Raw genomic sequence first — 19978 nt, forward strand, 5'->3', positions numbered from 1 at the left:
TTGTGACACGACCACATAGCTGCGTGCTGCCCCGTTGTCAGCGACGGCCGTTAACGTGGTCACGTAACTACTATGTGGGGAGGCTGCGTTGGCGAAGGACTTCACGAAACCGTCGACTGCGATCGGTAGGGCACTCAGCTACGAGGAGAGGCTGGCTGACCTGACCCCCGGCGACGAGAGGGACGCGCTTGTCGCTGAGACGTTGATGGCGTAGATGTCTAACCTTCTCGTCCGGCGCGGGGACGTCGCCACAGCGCAGCTTCTTCTGCAGGTTGACCGCTGGCAGCTGGACTGGGATGAGCGAGGCGACGAGAAGGACCTGGTGATCGAAGTCGACCCGGCCAACATGTCGCACTTCACCGATGACCTGCTGCAGAAGCTTCGGCAACTTTGCCAGGAGATTTCCGGTCGTCTCCGTCTTGGAGTGAGCTGGGTCGAGGCGCGGGAGACACTGCCGGTCGTAGGGCCCGGATGGCGCGACATGATCCATCGTGAGATTTCCGGGGAACGTCCTTCGAATCAGGCTCGACGGTTGCAGCCCTCGCCGCGACGTTGGCTGGAGGACAATCTTGCCTTCACTAACGAAGGTGAGCAGCGCGTCTACAGGCTCTTGAAGCATCGCCAGGAGATGGTGCTGCCGCCCGAGGAGACTATCGCAATATTCCCTCTCCCCAACGGCAGGATCGCGGGGCGGACCTGGGAGCCGGACTTCCTCGTCACTTACAAAGGACGGGCTGGAGTGCTGGAGATCGACGGGCCTCATCACAACGCGCGCCGAGCTCTCGACGTGACGAGAGAGCACTTGATGCATGATTCAGGCGTCGCCTACGTCGATCGTGTGCCTGTCGAAGCGTTGGAGATTCGCGAAGAGATGGAACGCGTGATCGATCGTTTCCTTCGCAGGTTGGCGGAGCCGCGATAGAGGCGTGCTTGCCGATCACATCAACCCACCACTTTTCCGAGCTTCTATCCCGTCTGCCTTGGGCCCACACACCGTGGAGCTGGCATGGTTCAGGACGCCCAGAGGGAGCGCCACTGTACGAACGGCCTGGACGCCCTGAACCGCGTCTACTCGGCTCCGCCTGGGTCGAAGGTGGTCGGGACGGGCCCGCACGCCCGCCCTTACGGTGCCGGCACCCGCAGGACGGGCCATCCCGCCCAGGACGCGTGCTTGCCCCCGACGGACGCAGTCCTTGACCGTGAGCTGCCGTCGCACCTTCGGGTGGCGACTCGTGACCTCGTCCCCATCCCCTGTGGGTGCGCGTCGGCGGACGGCGCGCGGCGCGGGCCGAAGACAGGAGCGAAGCGCGACCGGGAGCTGGGAGCGCGCCCGGCGAAGCGGAGCGCAGCCAGGTGCCTTCATGAGGTGGGGGAAGTTGCACCGTGGCGCGCGGCTTTTGGGGGACGCCTGGGGGACAGTGGCTGATCCACACCCGTCCACGGGCGAGAAGTAGTGAGACAACGTGAACGCCCGAGGGGTGCTCCCAAGCTGGGAGCACCCCTCGTGACCTGCTGCTTCGTTGACCTGCTGCGGTGGGTGTGGGATTTGAACCCACGGTGACATTGCTGCCACGACGGTTTTCAAGACCGTTCCCTTAGGCCGCTCGGGCAACCCACCTCGCCCCGTCCACCAGGGAGGGAGCAGGTACAGCGTACCGGCCTCCGGGCTCGCGCAGAGGCCGTGGGCCACGTGGGGTCCGCGGCCCCGTTCTCCGCTCGCGGCCCTGCGATACCTTCCGATCCGTCTGGTCGGGCACCGCCCTGCGAAAGGGCCGGGCCGCCTCTCGTATCGCTCGAAGTCGCGATCGTGGGCCCACATGCCGTCGTTGCGGAGTGCTCCGCGCGAGCTCTGCCTCAGCGGTGGCAGAAGGTCTGCAGAACACCAGGTTTTTCCCCCCGCATGCCCCTCGTCCAAGAGGTGTCGGGCCAGTTGGCACCAAGCCGGTTGTCGACATCACTGGCTCCACGGGAACCTTCGGGCGGGTGCCGGACACGTATAGGGCATGGAACTGAACGATGCCGGCCCCGCCATGCCGGTCGGGGGGATATCCGACCGAGAGCTGTGGGCGAGGGCCGTCGACGGCGACCGGGAGGCGTTCGGTCGGATCTTCGACCGTCATGGGAAGACCGTCTACAACTACCTGTTCCGGCGCACCGCCGACTGGTCCGAGGCCGAAGACCTCACGTCGACCGTGTTCTTGCACGCCTGGCGTCGGCGATCGGAGACGGTGCTGGACCGCGACTCGGCCTTGCCGTGGCTGCTGGGTATCGCCGACCACCTGCTGTCGAACACCAGGCGGCGGCTGAGGCGGGCCGAGGCGTTGCTGCGCCGGCTTGTCTCGCATGACGAGCCGGTGGGCGACCACGCGGACCGCATCGCCGGCCGGGTCGACGACGAGCGTCACATGTCGGAAATCCACCGGGCCTTGGATCGGCTACCGCGCCACGAACGCGACGTCGTCGAGCTCTGCCTGTGGTCGGGCCTGGATCATCAAGCGGCTGCGGCAACGCTGGGGGTGGCGGTCGGAACCGTGAAGTCCCGCCTGCACCGGGCGCGGCGAAGGCTGGGAGACGACCTCGTTGGCGGAGCCGCGGTTCCAGCGTCATTCAGTTCGAAGAGTCCCGTCAACGCGGAAGAGGTCGCGCGATGAACCACAGGCAGGGCGTTCCTGCGGCTCCTTCCGACCGTGATCTGCCGGACCACCGGCGGACCCGAGAGGAGCTTCTGATGAAGATCGGCCCGGAGAACAACCGTGCTTCGCTGCGACGCCGGTGGGGGGTGCCGCTGGGCGTCGCCACCGGCGTCGTGGCGATGAGCGTCGCGGCCGTGGAGGTCCTCGGTGGGATAGGGGATGCCAAGCCGCTCCTCGCCGACCCCGCCGGAGACCCGACGAGCGCCGTCGCGTCGCCGAGTCCGAGCGCAACGCACGGCTCCGCGTCGGCCGGAACCGGCTCGGCGGCGTCCTCGGCTCAGGCGAGTTCCACCCCGGGCGCGTTCTCCCTCACCAGCGCGACGTCGACCCCGATCGGCGCCGGGGCCGTCGCCAAGATCCTGGCCTCCTGCCTGGGCTCGGATGCCTCGCGATTCCACGCAGTGGCCGCGGTCCGCGCACCCATCGCCACGCAGGACTGGGACGGCGTGGTCGTCGCCGCCGACTCAGCCGGTCAGTATGTGCAATGCGAGTCGCAGGGCGACAAGGGCAGCAGCCAGGACTTCCCGCCCACGTTCATCAACAACCGCCTGTGGGGCACCGGTCACATGATCGAGTACTTCGACTCCATCGGCGCGTTTGCCGACAAGGGGCACTACCTCGTGCTGGGCGCCGGACACTGCACATCCGGCATTGCCAAGATCACCATCAGCTACGGCGACGACCCGAAGCAGTACCCGGCGGTCATGGCAGGCGGCGCGTTCGTCTACGCGGCGGCCGGCTCCGTCACAGCCCCTGGCACGCACTATGCGGGCCCCGCAACCTACGTCCACGCCTACAACGCGTCCGGCGCGGAGGTTTACAGCCAGAAGAAGGACCCGCAGTTCACCGACCAGCAGTAAGTGGGCCTTTCGACCGACCTCGGTGCTGCCCCGGCGACGTTCCGGAGCAGCACTGTGCGCCGTCGGTTCGAACCTCGAAGGAGGTGTTCGAGATGAAGTCCTCTGGTGGGGCGAAGCGGGACAGGGTCAGCCGGAAAAGGACTACGCCGGCGAGTCCGGCAGGACAGGCCGCGGGTGGCCGGGCTGCCCTGCGCAAGCGCAGGAAGAAGCAGGGCGGCAAGCGTGCCCTGAAGGTCGCGGGGCTGTTGATGGGCTTCGTCCTGTTGCTCGGCGCCGGGTCGGCGGCGTTTGCGTACTGGAAGCTGAACAGCAACATCACCTCCGACGCCCTGTCTGCCAACGGCAAGGACGGCGCGGGGCACGAACGTGTGGACGCGTTCGGACGCAGCCCGATCAACATCCTGGTGATCGGTTCGGACGGGAGAACTGACGCGTCCGACTGCAAGCTCGGTGGTGCCTGCAAGACGGCAACCGGCGCCCGCGCCGACGTGGAGATGGTCGTGCACATATCCGCCGACCGGTCCAACGCCATGGTGATGAGCATCCCCCGCGACCTGCGGAGCGATTGGAGTGGCTGCCACGACAAGAATCACCTCGGCATGGGCCCTCAGAAGAACCAGATGATCAACTCGGCGCTGAGCGGCGGTCCTGGTTGCAGCGTCGTGGCCGTCCACGAACTCACCGGGATACCGATCGATCACTTCGCGATGATCGACTTCTCGGGGGTGGTCGACATATCCGAGGCAGTGGGCGGGGTGTCCGCGTGCGTCGACAAGAATGTCTATGACCCCTACAGCCACCTGAAACTGAAGGCGGGCACGCACATCCTGAAGGGTCAGGCGGCGCTCGAATTCCTGCGTACGCGTCACGGCTTCGGTGACGCCAGCGACAGCCGCGGCCGGACGGTCGCTCAGCATCAGTTCCTCAACTCCTTGCTCGGACAGTTGAAGAACAAGGGAACGCTGGGCAGCCCGACAAAGATGTGGGGCATCGCCAATGCCGCCACCAACGCGCTGACTGTCGACAACGGCCCGGCCGGCCTGGACTCCGCGCCCAAACTCATTGACCTGGCCGGCGACCTCGACAAGGTCCCTACGAGCCATATCAGATGGGCCACGATGCAGACCCAGGACGTCACCGTCCAGGGAGTATCGCAGACCCGGATAGGTGCGGGTGCGAAAGCGATGTTCCAGAGCATCGCGAACGATCAGTCACTCACAGAAGGCACCAGTAAGGCCGGCCCCGCCATGCCTTCCCTCGGTTCCTCCCCGCTGTCGATCGCCGCCATCGCCGTGGATGTGGAGAACGGCACGACCGTCGAACACCGCGCGTCAGCCATCGCCCAGGAACTGATCGGCGAAGGTTTCAGCACTCGCACGAGGTCGGGAAACGGATCTCCGGCCACCACTACCTCATTGACGTACCCTGCCGATCAGAAAGCACAGGCCCAGTCGGTTGCCAAGGCACTCGGGCTGCCGGCCAGGACGCTCAAGCAGGGAACAGGAGCCGGGATCTCTCTGCTGATCGGCGCCGACTGGTCAACCGGCACGAGCTACCCCGGTGGCAAGGCCGCCCTGGCTCCCGTCGACACGCGAGCAGCCCTCAGCGGAACGAACTCGCAACTCGGCACCGACAAAGAATGCACCAAAGTCAGCACATTCAACGATGTCATCGGACTGGACGCCAACGGCCGGCCCACCACCTCCGACCACCCCGTTTCCAGTACCTCCCCGTCACGCGCCTATGCCCTCAGTCCGGACGTGAAGGACTCGGCGCCCTGAATTGTTCAGATCGGTGCGGTTTTAAGGACGCCGGGGACGCCGAGGTGACAGCGGGGGCCGGGGCCGGGGCCGACGGGAGGGTGCGGGGCGCGGGGACGGGAGCGCTCCGGGGTGCCGCGGGCTCGGGCGGCGGGGGCGCAGCGTCCGTTTTATGGTGAATGGGTGAATGACGACTCCGAGACACGGGACGTGTACGACCCCTCCGACGAGTCCCAGCCCGTCGATTCCGAGATTGTCGACGACGAGGCCGCCGAGCCGGCGGTCGTCGACTCCGAACCCGATGTACTGCTGGACATTCCGACCCTCAACGTCGATGAGATCAACCTGGAGGTGGAGGACCTCCAGGCGCGGGTCTCGCTCCACGCCGAGGTGCTCGACCTGCTCCGGCTCGATGTCGGGGCGGATGTGTCGCTGGGGCGCGTCGAGATCGGGATCAAGGGTGTGGAGGCGCAGGCCCTGCTGAAGGTCCGCCTCGACACCGTGGGCGCTGTGGTGGAGCGCCTGCTGCAGTCGGTGGACCGCAATCCGCAGATCCTGGAGCAGATCACCTCGTCCGTCGGCCGCGCCGTGGAGGATGTGGGGTCCGCGAGCGGCGACGCCCTGGGCGAGGTCGGGCGCGGGGTGGGGGACGCGGGCCGTGAGGTCGGGCGAGGCGTCGGTGACGCGGGCCGTGAGGTCGGCAGCGGTGTCGGGAAGGCCGGGGAGCAGGTGGGTGGGGCCGCCGCGGATGCCACGAATGACGTCAGCGAGACGGCGTCCGGGGCGGCCCGGGGGGTTACGGACGCCGCCGGGGATGTGACGGGCAAGGCCACCGACGCGGCCGGAGATGCCGTCGGCTCCGCCACTGACGCGGCCGGGAATGCGGCTGATTCCGCCACGGACGCCGCCGGCGATGCGGCCGGCAGCGCGACCGACGCCGGTGAGGGTGCCGCCGACAGCGCCGAGGACTCGGCCGAGGACACCGTCGACGAGCTGTCCGAGACCGCCGACTCGGCGAACGACGCCGCCCGGCCCGCCGTGGAGGGCGCGTCCGAGAGCGTCCACCGCGGTGCCGGTGACACCAGCGGCGCGCGGCGCAAGGTGCGGCGCAAGGCCGTGGGGTCCGGTTCGACCTCCGTCGAACGGCAGGCGGAGCGTCCGCACCGGCGTCCCACGGAACGCAGCAGGTCCCGTCGCTCGTCAGAACGCTCGTCGGAGCGATCGCCCGACCGGCATGGCGAGCGGGGGTCCGAGGGGCGTGCCGAGCGGCCCCGGCGGCCCGCCACCCGTCGTCCGCCGCGCGAGGACGACGAGTAGAGCACGAGGAGAACGCGAGCAGAGCGCCACTCGTGGAGCTTGAGGCGGGCACGTACCCAAGGACGTGGGCAGCCGGTGACGGGGGTGCGGGGGTGTCCCGCAGCACGGTCCTCCACTTCTTGCGGTTTACGGTCCTCCACTTCTTACGGTTTGGTGAAGCGGGCGCTCCACGGGGGCAAGGCCCCTGTCCGGCACAGCTCGCCGAACTAGCGTGAGTCCGTGCTCACCTTGGTATTGATCGGATTTGTCGGCGGGTTCATCACCGGGATCTCCCCGTGTGTCCTGCCCGTACTGCCCGTCGTCTTCATGACGGGCAGCGTGCGCCGGCGCCCTTACCTCATCGTCGCCGGACTCGCGTTGAGCTTCAGCGTCTTCACTCTTCTCGGCACGCTCGTGGTGAGCGCGCTGCCAGTGCCCCAGGACATCATCCGGTGGGCCGGGCTCGTGGTGCTGCTCGTGCTGGGCGTCGCCATGATGTTCCCGGCTGTGCAGGACCTGCTGGAGCGGCCGTTCGCGCGCATGGGCAGCAGCCGTGTGGAGCGCGAGCGCGGCGACTTCGTGCTGGGACTGGCGCTCGGTGCGGTGTACGTGCCGTGCGCTGGGCCCGTCCTCGCCGCGATCACCGTCGCGGGCGCCACACACCGGATCGGGGTCGGGACGGTGGCGCTGACCCTCGCGTTCGCCGTGGGGACCGCCGCCCCGCTGCTGTTCTTCGCGCTCGCGGGCCGCGGTGTCGCGGAGCGCGTGCGGGCCTTCCGTGAGCGACAGCGCGGCGTGCGTTTCGTGGCGGGCCTGGTCGTGATCGGGCTGGCCGTCGCGCTCACCTTCAACGTCACCGACGTGCTGCAGCGGGCTGTGCCCGACTACACGTCGAAGCTCAATCAGGCACTCGACAAGACGGGCGCCGTGGGCGCGCTCGGAGCGGCGCAGGCCGCCGGGCTGCAGCACTGCGCGCAGCTGCCCAGCCCCGAGCTCGTCAACTGCGGCAAGGATCCCGGGATCACCGGCATCCAGCAGTGGTTCAACACCCCCGCCGACCGCCCGCTGCCGGCGAGCGCGCTCAAGGGGAAGGTCGTGGTTGTCGACTTCTGGGCGTACTCCTGCATCAACTGCCAGCGCTCCATCCCGCACTTGAACGCCTGGTACCAGAACTACAAGAAGGACGGCCTGGTCGTCGTCGGCGTCCACTCCCCCGAGTACGCCTTCGAGCACGTGCCCGCCGATGTCGAAGCGGGCGCGCGACGGCTCCACATGACGTATCCGATCGCGCTCGACAACAAGTTCGCGACCTGGAACAACTTCGGCAACAACTCCTGGCCCGCGGAGTACCTCATCGACGCCAAGGGCGAGGTGCGCCATGTCGCCGTCGGTGAGGGCGAGTACGACACCAGCGAGTCTCTGATCCGGCAGCTGCTGACCGCCGCGCACCCGGGGGTGAAGCTGCCTCCCGCGACGCACGTCTCCGACACCACCCCCACCGACGAGGACATGACGCCGGAGACCTATCTCGGTTCCGAACGCGCGGGTTCGTATGTGGGCGGGCAGCTCCAGGACGGCGTGCACCGGTTCGACGCTCCGTCGGGGGCCCTTCCGCAGAACGCCTTCGCGCTCGACGGCACCTGGTCCGTCGGCAAGGAGTCGCTGACGGCGAAGCAGGGCGCGGCCATCGATCTGGCGTTCTCCGCTGACGACGTCTACCTCGACGTCGGCGGTACGGGAACGGTCACCGCCACGCTCGACGGGAAGACCACCACCTACAAGGTGTCGGGGGCGCCGAACATCTACGCCCTCGTCCACGGGGACAACCCCAGCAGCGGGACCCTCGACGTGAAGCTGTCGCCCGGACTCAGTGCGTACTCCTTCACTTTCGGGTGATGGGCGCCGGGGCGGGGCCGGGTCACGGTTTCGGGTGAACGCTCCCTTACGGCGACGCGCCGGCCGGTCCCGCCCCCGGGCGCGGGCCGCGCTCTCCCGGCCCGCACACGTATCGGGGGCCGGGAGAGATCGGCGGTGGCCGGCCCCGACCCGGCCCGCCGAGCCCTTCGGGGCACTCGGGGCACGAGGAAGGGCGGGCACCGGATACGTTCCGGTGCCCGCCCTTCCTCACTGCCCTCGCTGACCTCACCGCGGTCGTCCGCCACCGGGCGAACAGCCCGGCCCGTTACGGCGCCTGCGGTCCCGCGTCGCGCGACGGCCTCAGCTGCTGCTGTCGCCCTTGCGCGCGCCCAGCGTGACCTCGACCGTGTGGCTCTGGCCGTCGCGCTGGTACGTCAGGCTGACCTTGTCGTTCGGCTTGTGGGTCCAGATCTCGCTGATCAGCGTCGGACCGCTGTCGATCGGGGTGTCGCCGAACTTCGTGATGACGTCGCCCGACTTCAGGCCCGCCTTCGCGGCGGGGCCGTTGGCGGTGACCGCCTGGCTGCCGCTGACACCCTGCGCGGCGATGACCGCGCCGTCGCCGCCCTGGTCGCCCTGCTGGCTGGCGTCCATGGTGACCGTGGCGCCGATGATCGGGTAGACCGGCTGGCCGGTCTTGATCAGCTGCTGGGCGACGGTGGACGCCTGGTTGATCGGGATGGCGAAGCCGAGGCCGACCGAACCCGGCTGGCTGCTGCTGCCGCCGAGGCCGCCGCTGCCGCCGCCACCGCCCGGCTGGATCGCCGAGTTGATGCCGACCACGGCGCCGCGCGCGTCGAGCAGGGGGCCGCCCGAGTTGCCGGGGTTGATCGACGCGTCCGTCTGGAGCGCGCTCATGTACGAGGTGCTGTTGCCGCTCTCGTCACCCGACACCACGGGCCGGTGCTCGGCGCTGATGATGCCGGTCGTGACCGTGTTGGACAGGCCGAACGGGGCACCGATGGCGATCGTCGAGTCGCCGACCTGGGCCTTGTCGGAGTCTCCGAGCGGCAGGGGCTTGAGACCCGACGGCGCGTTGGTCAGCTTGATGACGGCGACGTCGTAGCCCTCGGCCCTGCCGACGACCTGCGCCTTGTACTTCTTGCCGTTGGAGAAGGTGGCGGACAGCTTGCCGCCGCTCGCCGCCTCAGCGACCACGTGGTTGTTCGTCAGGATGTGGCCCTGCTTGTCGAAGACGAAGCCGGTACCGGTGTCACCGCTGCCGTTGCCGCTCGTGGCGTCGATGGTGACGACGCTCGGCAGCGAGTTGGCGGCCACAGCGGCGACCGAACCGCCCGCGACCTTGCCCTTCGGCAGGTCGGCGGCGGAGACCGTGGTCGAGCCGATCCCGCCGTTGTCGTCGCTGGACGCGGCCCAGTAGCCGATGCCACCGCCGATGCCGCCCGCGACGAGCGCGCCCACGATGACGGCGGCGATCAGGCCGCCCTTGATGCGGCCGCCGCGTCCGGGCGGCTGGTGCTCGGGCGCGCCCCAGACCGGGCCGCCGGGGCCCTCGGGGCCGCCGTAGCCCTGGCCGCCGGCGGAGCCGGGGGTGCCGTAGGCGGGGTACTGGGGCGGGGCGGGCGGCGGCCAGCCGCCGGCCGGGGGACCGCTCGGCGGGGGCGGAGTGCCGCCCGAAGCGGCGTGGGCCGGGTGTGCGGCGTGCGCGCCGTGCGCACCCGACGGTGCCGCGTGGTGGTGCGGTGCCTGGTCCGGGGCCGGCGGTGCGCCGTACGGGGACGGGTCGTGGGCCTCGGGGTACTGCGCCTGCGGGGCCGGTGCGGCGGGGGGCGCCGCGGCCGGGGGGCCGACCGGGAACGTGGACTGCTCGCCGGTCGGAGCGGGGGATCCGGGGGCGGCGGCCGGGGAAGTCGCTCCCGTGCCTTCCGCCGTCGGGGTACTCCCGGGAGCGGAGGTGCCCTCAGGAGTGGCGTCCGGCCCGGGAGGTACGGACTGGGTGGCGGGGCGCTCCGCGCCCTCGCCCGCAGTGCCCTCGTTCTCGGTGCTCACAGCTCTCTACTCCTCGGTTCCACGTCTGTCGTCGGCAAGCGTCCCGCGCTGTGCAAGTGTCGTGGGTAACCCTTACCCACGACACGTCGGGCCACGGTAAGCGGGACCTGTGCGTCTTTTGGCCATCCTTTACTCCGGACAAAGAGGACGCACGCTGAGCCGACCAGCCGAGGAGCCCGGCCGTTCGCCCGGCTGCCCGACGACGGTGGGACCATGACGCGGTGACCCCAGCCCGCCAGCACAGCATTCAGGTCGTCGCCCACCGTGGAGCCTCGGAGGACGCGCCGGAGCACACCCTCGCCGCGTACGTGAAAGCCCTGGAGGACGGCGCGGACGCCCTGGAGTGCGATGTACGGCTCACGGCGGACGGTCATCTTGTATGCGTGCACGACCGACGGGTGAACCGTACCTCCAACGGCCGTGGCGCGGTGTCCGCCCTCGAACTCGCGGACCTCGCCGCCCTCGACTTCGGCGGCTGGAAGAACAGCGCCGCGTACGCGGACAGCGAGGAGGGCCCGGAGTGGGGCGATCCCGAGTACACGTCCGTACTGACGCTGGACCGGCTGCTCGCACTGATCCGGGACACGGGACGGCCGGTACAGCTCGCCGTGGAGACGAAACACCCGACCCGGTGGGCCGGTCAGGTGGAGGAACGGCTGCTGGAGACGCTGCGCCGGTTCGGCCTCGCGGAACCGGCCGCTCCGGGGGAGTCGTCCGTCCGTGTCATGAGCTTCTCCGCGCGCTCCCTGCACCGCGTCGCGCGGGCGGCCCCACAACTGCCGACCGTCTATCTGATGCAGTACATCTCGCCCCGGCTGCGCGACGGACGGCTGCCGGCGGGCGCGCGGATCGCCGGACCGGGGATGCGGATCGTGCGCAACCACCCGGGCTACATCACGCGGCTACACCGGGCCGGGCACCGGGTCCACGTATGGACGGTGGACGATCCCGAGGACGTCGACCTGTGTGTACGGCTGGGGGTCGAGGCGATCATCACCAACAGGCCGAAACAAGTCCTTGCACAACTCGGCCGTACCGTCTGATAGATGCCAATTCAGGACAGGTCGCACCTGAACCGTTCGGCGGGGAGTGCACCGGCGTGCTCGCTGCGTGGCCGAATGTCACGAGTGCGTCAAAGGCTGCCCTGTGCCCGGTTTCCGGTCCAGGCCATTGGGGCATCCACACCGTGATGTGGGCGAAGGAGGTCTCGGGGGTGGCGGTTTTGGTGGCACAGCAAGTGCCGACGTCGTCGAGCGTGGCCGTGACCCACGGTCCGGCCGGCGTGGGAGAGGTCCGGCACCGGATGCGCGCGCAGCTCAGCGGAAGCGGTGTTTCGGACACGGTCGTCGAGGACGCCGAACTGGTGCTCTCCGAGCTGCTGAGCAACGCGTGCCGGTATGCGAGACCCTTGCGGCGCGCCGAGCACGGCGACGGCGGGCCGGGCGACAGCGGCAAGGGCCACGACCACGGCGGCGAAAGGGACAGCGACAACGGCGACATAAGAGCGGCGTGGAGCGTCGACCAGTCCGGCGGCTTGACCGTCGAGGTGACCGACGGCGGCGGCCCGACCCGGCCCACTCCCGCCCGCCCCTCGCTGACCGCGCGCGGCGGCCGGGGGCTCACCATCATCTCGGCGCTCGCGAAGGACTGGGGCATCCGCGACAGCGACTCCGGCGAGGTCACGGTCTGGGCCCACCTGCAGGACGCGGAACCAGCCGGCACCGCACGCTGACGGTCGGACGGACAGCACGGCACCACACGGCAGGGCACGGCACGGCACGGCACAGCGACGATCTGCCCGGCACGCCCGCCGCAGCACCGGATACGACCCGCCCGCCCGGCCCGGCAGGTCGACCAGCCGCCTCGCCGGGCCGCCCCGCCCGGCCCGGCGAACGCACCACCCGCCCACGCACGCCCGCCCCGGCCGGCCGGCTGAACCCGGCACCACCGGCGGCCCGCTGGGCGGCTGAGCACCGGCCCGGCCCGCCTCGGCCCGCTGAACGCCGCTCACACCGCTCACCGTCCCTCCCCGCCCCGCACGCGCGGCCCCGTGAGCACTGCACCCGTCCGGCGCCGCCCCATCCCGTACGTACGCGCACACGGCACACCCTCACCCCCACCGGCCCTCCCCACCGGACTCCGGCGCGGGCCGGTCCTCCCGGTGTCAACGCCCGACCGCCCGCGCCCGCCCCCGCGCGGCAGCCTCGGCCGCCCGTGCGGCAGCCCCGGTCGCCCGCCTCGTGCCTCGCGTCAGGGCCTTGTTGCCGTGCCGTCGCGGTCCGCCCCCGTCCTCGTTCGCAGGAGCTAGGCTCGCCGTCTGCATTCGCACCGCCGCAGCGACCGGGAGACACCCCACCATGGCCAAGAAGCAGAAGAAGGCGCAGCTCACGGACGGACCCGTTCCGGTGGTCGGGGCCCGGGAGCCCTGCCCGTGCGGTTCCGGGCGCCGTTACAAGGCGTGTCACGGACGGGAGGCGTCGCACGCGGTGACCGAGCTGGTGCATCGCCCGTTCGAGGGGCTCCCGGGGGAGCCGCACTGGGTCGCGATGCGCGAGCTGGTGCCTGCGGCGACGGCCGGGCTGACGCTCAAGGACGGGCTGCCCGAGGGCGTGCCGTCCGTGACACTGGCGACGGTCCTGCCGATGGCGTGGCCGGCGCTGCGCCGCGACGACGGTTCGGTGCTGCTCGCCCTGCAGAACGACACGGCCTCCGGCGACCTGAGCCGCGATCTCGGCGACACCCTGCTGCGCGCGCTGGACGCCGCACCGGGCAACCCGGTCGCGGCGCGGCGGGTGGAGGCCGAGGGACCCCGCCTCCAGGACCTGCTCGACCTCTCCGCCGACTTCTCACCCCTCGTGCACTCGGGCTTCGAGTTCTGGGTGCCCGACGCACAGAACGCGACGCCGGAGGTCACTGCCTCCCTGGAGCGGGCCAACGCCGCCGCCATCCCGACCGTACTGCTGTCCGGGTCCGAGGCCGCGTACTGGTGCGAGACGCCGGAGAAGAACCATCTGCGGTGGGTCATGCCGCACGCGGAGGAGCGGCTGCTGGACGCGCTCGCCCGGCTGCACGCGGCCGGTGCCTCCTCGCTCGGGGACGACACCCGGCTCGTCGGGTCCTTCCGGGCGCACGGGCTGACCGTGCCGGTGTGGGACCTGCCGAGCGCGATGGGCGCCGAGGAGTGCGAGAAGCCGGCGGTGGCGTTCGCGGAGCGGCTGGCGGAGGCGCTCGCCGACGACACCGCGCTGACGGCGGAACAGCGCCGGGCGCGGGGCGGCCTGACGAACCGCCAGGTGACGCTGAGCTGACGCTGAGCGACGAAGGGCGGGGCGGGGAGCGCGTCGTGGAGGCGGTGCGGCGTGATACCCGTCACACCGTTCGGCGTGAGCCCGGTACTTCCACGGAATAGGGCGGCCCGAAATCTCTGATCGAATTTGCTAACGGCCGATCTCTTGTTACCGTTCTAGAAGCCCGGTCGCTGGTGCATCCCCCGTCGCCAGCGACCGGGCCTTTGCGTTCCCGGACGCCGACTCGGGCATTGTCGCGGTTTACCCGCGTTTACCTGCGCTTACCCGCGTTCACATGCGGGTTTCGCGGCCGGCCCGTCCTCGGCCGCCGAGCTTCGCCAGGCCCCTGCGACATCCCCAACTCGCCCTGTACCGCGCCGACCTGCGCCGGGGCGAGTGCACAGCGGGGGACGCGAGGCCGCCGCCCGGCCGCCGCCCGGCCCCAGGGGGCTCGGACGCGGTGGGCGTGGCTTTCTTGGGGAATTTCCGCGCATGTCCCGTCCGCCGGGCCATACACACGGAATTGAATTTTGTTCAGTACATCTCAGAACATCTCAGTACGCGAGTCTGCTGCCACCGTCGGGCGCACTCGTACTCGCCTGAACCAGCGCGTCCACAACGGCTTCCACATCCGGCAGCCAGGGCGCCGCGGAACCCGGCAGCGGGCCCCGTTCCCACCGCACCTGGCCGCCCGCCGCCTCCGACGGCGGTAGCACCAGGTAACCGCCCTCGCCGTGGAAGCGGAGCGAGCTCGGCACCCAGGCCTTCGTGTAGAGGAGGTCGCCGAGGCGTTCGAGGCCGTACGGGGCGACGAGGACCGCCCAGCGCGTCGGTGTCGCCACGACCGGTCCGAGCCGCATGTCCGCGCGGTCCAGCGCGGCGAGTGCCCGCGCGCCCGCGACGGCCGGCAGGCTCACCGCGCACGGCGCGCTGCCGCCGGTGGCCAGCACCAAGGGCGCGGTCGGCCGCTTCGTCCACCACCAGCGCAGCATCCGCTCGTCGGTCGTCGCCGCGAGCAGCCCGGGGTCGAAGGGGTGTGCGCCCGGCACGGCGCATTCGGGGTCGGGGCAGGAGCAGCCCGTGCCGCGGGTGCCACGGCCGCCGGTCGTCTTCAGGCCGGCACCGGGCAGCACGGGCCATCTCCACGCGGAGTACGTGAGCGCGGCACCGAGTGGGGCAGGCATCCCCTTGCGCCGGAACCGGAGCCTGCGTCGCCTTCCGAGGATCTCGCGCATGAGCGCTCGTTCCTTTCCGTTGAACGCCGAGTCCACATGACACTGACTGACACCATGTGTGTGCTTGTGTGTGCGTCACTTCGTCGTGCATACAGTCGCGCGTACAGCCGTGCGTCCATTCAGCCGTTCGGCGCGTCGCCTGCCCTGTACTGCCGGGAGGACACGTTCCGCACGCGGTGCGGTGAACGGATCCGGGCGTCCGGCGGGTGGTGGCGGCGCGCAGGGCTCTTGCTGCTGTTCCGCTGTGCTGTGCGTGTTCTCGCCACTCCGGGGGGACGGGCGGCGGCCTGCTCCCCGACTGTCAGACGCCGGGCTGCCACCGCGAGGTTCCGTGGGGCCCCAACTGCCCCTGTCCGTCACCTTTTACGTACCCATCGCGTACGGAATGACGCTCGGGAGAACGCTTCCACCGGACTGCGTACTTCCCGCCGGCCCTGGAAGAACTCCTCTTGAGCGACCTCAGTCGATCGTAAAAACCAGAGAGGGGGGACGTTTTTCGGTCAACTTGGGGACAGCAGCAGAGATCCGTTCGGGCACTGCCTCCACGCTGGACATTGCCCGAGTTGTGCGTGTACATGTGGGTACATTGCTTGCTGCGCAGAATGACATGGGGGTTTGCGATGCTATTGAGCGAAACGCACCGCCCGGAAGGTCGGCTGCCATGAGCTCTTCACGCCTGCCGAAAGTGGCCGGAATCAATTCCATGGTTCCGGCGCCGGCCCATACGCCCCCGCCACTCGACGACCTCCGGGCGCCGCCGGTCGTCCTCATTCAGGACCGGCTCGCGGGCTGGGTCTCCGACCTCACCACGCTCCACGAGCTCACCGAGCGCCTGGCGCGCACCGACCGCCTCGACACCGCGCTCCACGAGCTGCTGCGCGCGGGCGCCGCCCTGGTCGGCGCGCGGCGCGGACTGGTCGTCCTCGATCCCGCCGACGGCCTCGGCCCGCGCACCACCCTCGGCCTCGGCCTGTCCGGCTCGGACCTCGGCCATCTGGAGACCGTGCCGCGCCGCGCCACCGGGCACGGCACGCTCCTGGACCTGATGGACGGCATGTACGGGACGGGCGCCGCGAGCGGTGCCGACCGCGCGGGCCCCGAGGACGCCAAGGGCGCCGCCGCCCACGCCGACGGCATCGACGGCACGGACTCGGCCGCCCCCGCGCGTCCCGAGGCCATCGCCTGCCCGGACCTGCTCGCCGACCCCGCACTCGACCCGCGCCACCGTGATGTCGCCGTGCGCCTCGGTTACGGCGCCACGTACGCGGTGCCGCTCGTCACCGACCCGGAGAGCAACGCCGCCGGCGAACCCGCCGGGCGCCGCCCGCGCCGGCTCGGCGCCGTCAGCTGGCTGTACGACGAGCCCGCGGAGCCCGACGAACGCAGCCGCCATCTCGTCGGCCTCTACTCCCGTTACGCGGGCGAGCACCTGGCCCGGCTCGTGGAGCTGGAGCGCGCCCGCTCGCAGGTCGCCACGCTCGCGCGGGAACTGCTGCCCGCGCGCCTGCCCCGCGTCACCGGCGTACGGCTCGGGGTGTGCCACAGCACCGGGCCGCGCGGTGGCGGCGACTGGTTCGACGCGCTGCCGCTGCCGGAGAACTGCCTCGGCCTCTCGGTGGGGTCCGTGAGCGGTTCGGGCCCGGCGGCCGTCGCCGCGATGGGCCGGCTGCGGGCGTCGCTGCGCGCGTACGCCGTGATGGAGGGCGAGGATCCGGTCGCGGTCCTGTCCGACCTGGAACTGCTGCTGACGCTCACCGAACCGGCGCGTACGGCGACGGCGCTGTTCGCGTACGCGGAACCGACCGCGGGCCGGATCGTGCTCGCGGGCGCCGGGCACGCGCCACCGCTGATCGTCGGCGAGCGGCGGTGCGAGTACGTCGAGACGTCCCTGTCGGCTCCGCTGGGCATGCTCGCCTGCTGGGAGGCGCCGAGCGTGGAACTCAGCCCCGAACCTGGAGAAACGGTGCTGCTGTACACCGACGGGCTGCTGCGGCGCACCGGCGATCCGATGGACCGGGCGTACGCGCGGCTGCACGCGGCGGCGGCGAGCGTGCCGTTCGCCGTCCGGGACGACCCGCAGGCGGTCGCGGACCATGTCGTACGCACCGTGCTGGCCGACGCGGGGGCCGGCGGTGTCCTCGCGTCGGGGACCGGCGACGGGAGGGGCACCCAGGAGGCGGTCGGCGACGAGGACGAGGGCGGCGACGAGGACGTGGTCCTGCTGGCCGTCCGCTTCGACGGCTGAGACCACCCGGCGGGCGGACGGCTGAGACCGTACGGCGGAGACGTCCCACGGCCTCGGCGTTCGGTGGACCGGTCCGGCGACCGGGGGGCCGATGTCCGATCGTCCGATTCCGGATCCGGTGAGCCGCGCCGTCGCCCGCGCGCCCGCCGCTCGCGAGGCCGCAGAGCCACTGGCCGGGGCCCGGCCGGGGCGGTGCCCGTTCCGACTGATTTCTCACAGTCGGGGTCCGCCCGTACCCCGGCGCACCTGCGCGTCCCTACGATGGGGCGGCCCGGTGTCGTACCGGAGAGCCGGTGGTCGTAGCGAGGAGAAGACGTGGCCGACGAGCCCAGCAGGGTGAACCCCGACGCCGAGGCGGAAGCCGACCAGAAGCCCATCAAGCAGCGGAAGAACGGACTGTACGCGGCCGTGTCGGACGAACTCGCGGAGAACATGAAGAGCGGCTGGGCCGACACCGAGCTGCGCGGCCTCACCCCCGTCGCGCAGGCGTCGCACACCGCGGCCCGGCGCGCGGAGCTGTCCGCGCGTTTCCCCGGTGAGCGCCTCGTGGTGCCCGCGGGCAACCTGCGGACCCGCTCGAACGACACGGAGTACGCCTTCCGCGCGTCGACCGAGTACGCGTACCTCACCGGCGACCAGACCCAGGACGGCGTGCTGGTGCTGGAGCCCGAGGGTGCCGCCGGCCACACCGCCACGCTCTACCTGCTGCCGCGTTCCGACCGGGAGAACGGCGAGTTCTGGCTCGACGGCCAGGGCGAGCTGTGGGCCGGCCGCCGCCACTCGCTCGCCGAGTCCGAGCAGCTGCTCGGCCTGCCGGCCAAGGACGTACGCAAGCTCGCGGGCGCCCTCACCGAGGCCACCGGCCAGGTCAGGGTCGTCCGCGGACACGACGCGGGCATCGAGGCCGCGCTCACCGACAAGGTGACCGCCGAGCGCGACGAGGAGCTGCGGGGCTTCCTGTCCGAGGCCCGCGCGGTCAAGGACGACTTCGAGATCGGCGAGCTGCAGAAGGCCGTCGACTCGACCGTGCGCGGCTTCGAGGACGTCGTGAAGGTCCTCGACAAGGCGCAGGCCACGAGCGAGCGCTACATCGAGGGCACGTTCTTCCTGCGGGCCCGCGTCGAGGGCAACGACATCGGTTACGGCTCGATCTGCGCGGCGGGACCGCACGCCACCACGCTGCACTGGGGGCGCAACGACGGCCCCGTGCGCGCGGGCGATCTGCTCCTGCTCGACGCAGGCGTGGAGACCCTGAGCCTCTACACGGCCGACGTCACCCGCACGCTGCCGATCGACGGCCGCTACACCGACCTGCAGCGCAAGGTCTACGACGCGGTGTACGAGGCGCAGGAGGCGGGCATCGCGGCGGTACGTCCCGGTGCGAAGTTCCGCGACTTCCACGACGCGGCGCAGCGGGTCCTCGCGGAGCGGCTCGTCGAGTGGGGCCTGCTGGCGGGGCCGGTCGACGAGGCGCTCGAACTCGGCCTCCAGCGCCGCTGGACCCTGCACGGAACGGGCCACATGCTCGGCATGGACGTGCACGACTGCGCTGTCGCGCGCCGGGAGGTGTACGCCGACGGCACGCTGGAGGCGGGCATGTGCCTGACGGTGGAACCCGGCCTCTACTTCCAGGCGGACGACCTGACCGTGCCCGAGGAGTACCGGGGCATCGGCGTCCGGATCGAGGACGACATCCTGGTCACGGCCGACGGCAACCGCAATCTGTCGGCGGGCCTGCCGCGTTCCTCCGCCGAGGTCGAGACGTGGATGGCGGGCCTGCGCGACGCCTGACGATCCCGACGCCTGGCGTTCCGCGGATCAGCCGGTCCGCGGGTCTGCGGGTCTGCCGGTCTGCGGGTCCGTGGGTCCGTGGGTCCGTGGGTTCGCGGAGCGACCGGATTCGCACATCCACCGGGCTCGCGGACGGGCGCGCGGGTCCGCGGTCCGGGCCTGCGGGTCCGCGGTCCGGGCCTGCGGGTCCGCGGTCCGGGCTCGCGCCTGAGGGGCCCGCGCCACCCGCGGCGCCACGGGGCCCGGGCAGACCGGTGCCGACCATGTGAGAGGACGCTCCGCCGCGCGGTCACATCGCGCCGAGCAGGGCGTCCTCCCGCCATTTCAGGGTCTTGTCGAAGCTGACGACGGCGCCGTGGTCGGGCCCGTTGCAGAAGTGGACGTGGTCGGCGAGTTGCTCGATCAGGCCGAGGCCCCTGCCGCTCTCCGCCGTCGGCGACGGTGGCGGCGGATTCCTGACGACCCGTCTGACGGGGAATCCCGGACCCGAGTCGGCGACCTCGATACGGCAGGTCGCCCCGTCCAGATAGGCCGTGACCCGGTAGCCCCCGCTGCCGCCCGGCCCCTCCCCGCCGTGCTCCACCGCGTTGGCGCACGCCTCGGTGAGCGCGACCGACAGGTCGAAGGAGACCTCGGGGTCGACCCCCGCCGTGTCCATCGCGCCGAGCAGCAGACGGCGCGCCAGCGGGACACTGGCGGCTTCCCGTCGCAAATGCAGAGACCACCAGATGCTCATGCTCCAGCCTCCTGGCCGCGGCTCGACATACCGATACGTATTGCCCCTTGCGGCCTTTCGTAAGCCCGCGTTCCGTGGTAAAGCGCTCATTCGGCCGACGCGTGCCCGGCCGGGTGAGGTGTATGGGGCAGAGCATGACGTTGCGGAC

The 19978-nt window shown here is 70.9% G+C and carries 14 protein-coding genes and 1 tRNA gene; 11 read left to right on the plus strand and 4 right to left on the minus strand.

Going from position 1 to position 19978, the window contains the following annotated elements:
- Positions 1 to 214 precede the first annotated feature (214 nt).
- Positions 215 to 922: a hypothetical protein gene (locus OG310_RS17380; protein WP_329456789.1), complete on the plus strand. Its 708-nt coding sequence runs from the start codon at positions 215 to 217 to the stop codon at positions 920 to 922.
- 609 nt (positions 923 to 1531) lie between these two features.
- On the opposite strand, the gene OG310_RS17385 is transcribed toward OG310_RS17380, so the two are convergent.
- Positions 1532 to 1618, minus strand: a tRNA-Ser gene (locus tag OG310_RS17385).
- 385 nt (positions 1619 to 2003) lie between these two features.
- On the opposite strand from OG310_RS17385, the gene OG310_RS17390 reads away from it, so the two are divergent.
- From OG310_RS17390 to OG310_RS17410, 5 genes are all read left to right on the plus strand, one after another.
- Entirely contained in the window at positions 2004 to 2651 is a 648-nt protein-coding gene (locus OG310_RS17390; RefSeq protein ID WP_329456790.1) for an RNA polymerase sigma factor, read from the plus strand.
- 77 nt (positions 2652 to 2728) lie between these two features.
- Positions 2729 to 3553 carry a hypothetical protein gene (locus OG310_RS17395; protein ID WP_329456791.1) on the plus strand — a complete coding sequence of 275 codons (825 nt, stop codon included), beginning with the start codon at positions 2729 to 2731 and terminating at the stop codon, positions 3551 to 3553.
- 92 nt (positions 3554 to 3645) lie between these two features.
- A complete protein-coding gene (locus tag OG310_RS17400) occupies positions 3646 to 5334 on the plus strand; it encodes an LCP family protein (RefSeq protein WP_329460224.1) in 1689 nt (562 codons plus the stop codon).
- A 162-nt stretch (positions 5335 to 5496) separates the two neighbouring features.
- Positions 5497 to 6630 carry a hypothetical protein gene (locus tag OG310_RS17405; RefSeq protein WP_329456792.1) on the plus strand — a complete coding sequence of 378 codons (1134 nt, stop codon included), beginning with the start codon at positions 5497 to 5499 and terminating at the stop codon, positions 6628 to 6630.
- A gap of 219 nt (positions 6631 to 6849) precedes the next feature.
- Positions 6850 to 8505 carry a cytochrome c biogenesis protein CcdA gene (locus tag OG310_RS17410; RefSeq protein ID WP_329456793.1) on the plus strand — a complete coding sequence of 552 codons (1656 nt, stop codon included), beginning with the start codon at positions 6850 to 6852 and terminating at the stop codon, positions 8503 to 8505.
- Positions 8506 to 8826: 321 nt separating this feature from the next.
- Here the strand turns inward: OG310_RS17410 and OG310_RS17415 are convergent, their stop codons facing one another.
- Entirely contained in the window at positions 8827 to 10536 is a 1710-nt protein-coding gene (locus OG310_RS17415; protein ID WP_329456794.1) for a S1C family serine protease, read from the minus strand.
- Positions 10537 to 10757: 221 nt separating this feature from the next.
- On the opposite strand from OG310_RS17415, the gene OG310_RS17420 reads away from it, so the two are divergent.
- The 3 genes from OG310_RS17420 to OG310_RS17430 all read left to right on the plus strand — a co-directional run bounded on the left by OG310_RS17420 (position 10758) and on the right by OG310_RS17430 (position 13844).
- Positions 10758 to 11579 (plus strand): glycerophosphodiester phosphodiesterase, encoded by an 822-nt coding sequence (locus tag OG310_RS17420; protein WP_329456795.1) that lies wholly within the window; start codon positions 10758 to 10760, stop codon positions 11577 to 11579.
- A 170-nt stretch (positions 11580 to 11749) separates the two neighbouring features.
- Entirely contained in the window at positions 11750 to 12268 is a 519-nt protein-coding gene (locus OG310_RS17425; RefSeq protein WP_329456796.1) for an ATP-binding protein, read from the plus strand.
- Positions 12269 to 12893: 625 nt separating this feature from the next.
- On the plus strand, positions 12894 to 13844 hold the full coding sequence (locus tag OG310_RS17430) for a DUF5926 family protein (RefSeq protein ID WP_329456797.1): 951 nt from the start codon (positions 12894 to 12896) through the stop codon (positions 13842 to 13844).
- Positions 13845 to 14377: 533 nt separating this feature from the next.
- Here the strand turns inward: OG310_RS17430 and OG310_RS17435 are convergent.
- A complete protein-coding gene (locus OG310_RS17435) occupies positions 14378 to 15058 on the minus strand; it encodes a bifunctional DNA primase/polymerase (RefSeq protein WP_329456798.1) in 681 nt (226 codons plus the stop codon).
- Between the two features lie 607 nt (positions 15059 to 15665).
- Here OG310_RS17435 and OG310_RS17440 point away from each other — a divergent pair.
- Together OG310_RS17440 and OG310_RS17445 are read left to right on the plus strand one after the other, a co-directional pair.
- The gene (locus tag OG310_RS17440; RefSeq protein WP_329456799.1) at positions 15666 to 17303 is read left to right on the plus strand and encodes a PP2C family protein-serine/threonine phosphatase; all 1638 of its coding nucleotides are present in this window, start codon (positions 15666 to 15668) and stop codon (positions 17301 to 17303) included.
- A gap of 315 nt (positions 17304 to 17618) precedes the next feature.
- Complete coding sequence (locus tag OG310_RS17445; RefSeq protein ID WP_329456800.1) at positions 17619 to 19094, plus strand: aminopeptidase P family protein; 1476 nt, start codon at positions 17619 to 17621, stop codon at positions 19092 to 19094.
- A gap of 289 nt (positions 19095 to 19383) precedes the next feature.
- Here OG310_RS17445 and OG310_RS17450 read toward each other — a convergent pair whose 3' ends face one another.
- Positions 19384 to 19830, minus strand: coding sequence for an ATP-binding protein (locus OG310_RS17450; RefSeq protein WP_329456801.1), 447 nt, complete (start codon positions 19828 to 19830; stop codon positions 19384 to 19386).
- Positions 19831 to 19978: the final 148 nt, after the last annotated feature.

This window comes from Streptomyces sp. NBC_01497 (assembly GCF_036250695.1).
In the GTDB taxonomy this organism is placed as follows: Bacteria; Actinomycetota; Actinomycetes; order Streptomycetales; family Streptomycetaceae; genus Streptomyces.

What these genes read in the sequence shown, in the direction of transcription:
- OG310_RS17395 (WP_329456791.1), top strand. Translation starts at nt 2,729, where the DNA reads ATGAAGATCGGCCCGGAGAACAACCGTGCTTCGCTGCGACGCCGGTGG.
- OG310_RS17450 (WP_329456801.1), bottom strand. Translation starts at nt 19,830, where the DNA reads ATGAGCATCTGGTGGTCTCTGCATTTGCGACGGGAAGCCGCCAGTGTC.
- OG310_RS17430 (WP_329456797.1), top strand. Translation starts at nt 12,894, where the DNA reads ATGGCCAAGAAGCAGAAGAAGGCGCAGCTCACGGACGGACCCGTTCCG.
- OG310_RS17435 (WP_329456798.1), bottom strand. Translation starts at nt 15,058, where the DNA reads ATGCGCGAGATCCTCGGAAGGCGACGCAGGCTCCGGTTCCGGCGCAAG.
- OG310_RS17380 (WP_329456789.1), top strand. Translation starts at nt 215, where the DNA reads ATGTCTAACCTTCTCGTCCGGCGCGGGGACGTCGCCACAGCGCAGCTT.
- OG310_RS17400 (WP_329460224.1), top strand. Translation starts at nt 3,646, where the DNA reads ATGAAGTCCTCTGGTGGGGCGAAGCGGGACAGGGTCAGCCGGAAAAGG.
- OG310_RS17440 (WP_329456799.1), top strand. Translation starts at nt 15,666, where the DNA reads ATGGGGGTTTGCGATGCTATTGAGCGAAACGCACCGCCCGGAAGGTCG.
- OG310_RS17390 (WP_329456790.1), top strand. Translation starts at nt 2,004, where the DNA reads ATGGAACTGAACGATGCCGGCCCCGCCATGCCGGTCGGGGGGATATCC.